Origin of the sequence: Melaminivora alkalimesophila (genome assembly GCF_000282995.1) — a bacterium.
Classification (GTDB): Bacteria; Pseudomonadota; Gammaproteobacteria; order Burkholderiales; family Burkholderiaceae_C; genus Melaminivora; species Melaminivora alkalimesophila.
On record NZ_ALEE01000190.1, the window covers coordinates 1 to 2339 of the forward strand.

A 2339-nucleotide genomic window follows, 5' to 3' on the forward strand; every position below is an offset into this window, starting at 1 on the left:
CGGCGGCAAGCGCCGGCGCCCGCGCCGCCTCCGGCGCGTGGGCATGGGCACAGAAGAACAGCAGGTCGTGCAGCAGCCGCTCGTTGATCGCGGCGTCGCCCCGCGCCAGCGAAGCGTACTGCATGAGCACGCGGGAGGCCACGCGCTTGACGTAGACGTCGGCCCTCAGGGCGTGCTGGGCCAGGGCCTCGAAGAAGCCGGCGCAGACCTTCCAGAAGACGCGCGCGCCCTGCCCTTCCTGGGCGGCCGCCAGTCCGGCGCACACGGCCTGCACCTCGGCCGCCGCCTGCGGATCGCCCGTCTTGACGATGCGCAGCACGGCGCTGTCGAGCTGGGCGCGCGTGCCGCCGTCGTAGGCCAGCGCCTGGGCCGGCAGCGCCAGCTCCGGCTCGCGCAGGCGCCGCTCGACCGTCCACAGGTCGGCCGGGTGGATGCGCTCGCTGCCGGCCAGGCGCTGCGCGTCGCGGTACTGCGGGAACAGCGCCACCGGCGAGATGCGCTTGCCGGCCAGCACGTGCTCGAGGAATTCGATCACCGCGAAACTGGCCCGCTCGACCACCTCCGCCGCCTCGTCGCTGCACAGCTCGGGCCGCTGCACGAAGCGCTGCACCGCGCTCTCCAGGGCCCGCACCAGCAGGGCCGGCGGCTCCATGCCCACCATCTCCAGCGCGCCGCCCGCCTGGTGCAGCTGCTGGCGCGCGATCCGCAGGGGGCCTGCATCGAGCGAAGCCAGATCGGACTGGCGGGCGATCTCGGCGTCGCGCACGAAGCGGCGCATCGCCTTGACGGCGCCTTCCAGGGACTTGCGCAGCTCGTCGAGCACCCAGGCGAGCGGCCCGAGGTCCTGCTCGCCGGGGCCCGCGTCCAGGCCGGGCGCGTTGACAGCGTCTGTGGATGACATGGCTTGGTTTCTTGGCTGGGCTCGGCCCAGGCGTTGTGCGTTGGGTGGGCGGCGCAGGCGCCGGCTCAGGCGATCTTGAAGCGCGACACCGACTGGCGAAGCTCCTCGGCCACCTGCGAGAGCTCGCGCACCTGCTGGGCCGTCATGCGCGTGCCTTCGCCGGTCTGCTCGGTCACCGCGAAGATGTGCTGGATGTTGTCGGCCACGCCGTTGGCCAGCTCCGCCTCGCGGGAGGTCGCCGAGGAGATCTGCTCGATCAGCTCGGCCAGGCGGCGCGACACGCGGTCGATCTCGGTCAGGGCCGTGCCGGCGCTGTCGGACAGGCGCGCGCCCTCGACCACGCCCTGGGTGGAGCGCTCCATGGCGGCCACCGCGTCCTGCGTGTCGGTCTGGATGGCCTTGACCAGCGCCGCGATCTGGCGCGTGGCGTCGGCCGAGCGTTCGGCCAGCCGCTGCACCTCTTCCGCCACCACCGAGAAGCCGCGGCCGGCCTCCCCGGCCGAGGCGGCCTGGATGGCGGCGTTCAGCGCCAGCACGTTGGTCTGCTCGGTAATGTCGGAGATCAGCTCGGTGATTTCACCGATCTCTTGGGACGATTCGCCCAGGCGCTTGATGCGCTTGGAGGTGTCCTGGATCTGGTCGCGGATGGCGTTCATGCCGCCAATGGCGTCCTGCACGGCGCGCAGACCCTGTTCGGCCGCCTGCAGCGACTGGCGCGCCACCTGGGCCGACTCCTGCGCCTGCGAGGACACCTCGTTGATTCGGCCCGCCATGTCCAGCACCGAACGGCCGGTCTCGCGGATCTCGCGCAGCTGCTCGGTGGACGCTGCCAGCAGCTCGGTCGAGGTGCTGTCGACCTGGGCGGTGGTCTGCGCCACCCGGGCGGCGGTGTTCTGCACGCTGCCCACCAGCATGCGCAGCTCTTCCACCGTGTAGTTCACCGAGTCGGCGATGGCCCCGGTGATGTCCTCGGTCACGGTGGCCTCCTGCGTCAGGTCGCCCTCGGCCACCGACTGCAGCTCGTTCATCAGCCGCAGAATGGCCGCCTGGTTGGCGTCGTTCACGCGCCGCGCCTCCAGCTCCTGGCGGCGCGCGTCGCGCTGCTGCGCCTCGGCCGCGGCCTGCCGGTTGCGGCTGTCGAGCAGCTGCACGCGCGCGATCGCCACGCTGCACAGCACCACGAACAGGCCGGTCAGCACCAGTGCCGCGAGCTGGCCCAGGCCCAGGCCGGAGCTGGCCGAGAGCTGCTCCTGCAGCCCTTCGAGCTGGCGGCGCAGCGGCTCGCTGTCGGCGATGATGCCCGACTGCGCCTCGCGCGCCGAGACCAGGCCCTGCAGGTTGCCCAGGATCGCGCCCGCCTGGTTGCGGGTCTGGCCATAGAGGCGGATCAGCTCTTCCAGGTGCTCGCGCGTCTGCGGGTCGCGCGTGGCGGCCAGCC

2 protein-coding genes are annotated in these 2339 nt (G+C 72.5%); both read right to left on the reverse strand.

The window, feature by feature from the left end:
• Positions 1-901 (reverse strand): FimL-related protein (locus tag A612_RS03030; RefSeq protein WP_040435792.1); only part of this gene is annotated, 901 nt, incomplete at its 3' end.
• A gap of 65 nt (positions 902-966) precedes the next feature.
• A partial coding sequence (locus A612_RS03035; RefSeq protein ID WP_019373119.1) for a methyl-accepting chemotaxis protein occupies positions 967-2339 on the reverse strand: 1373 nt, incomplete at its 5' end.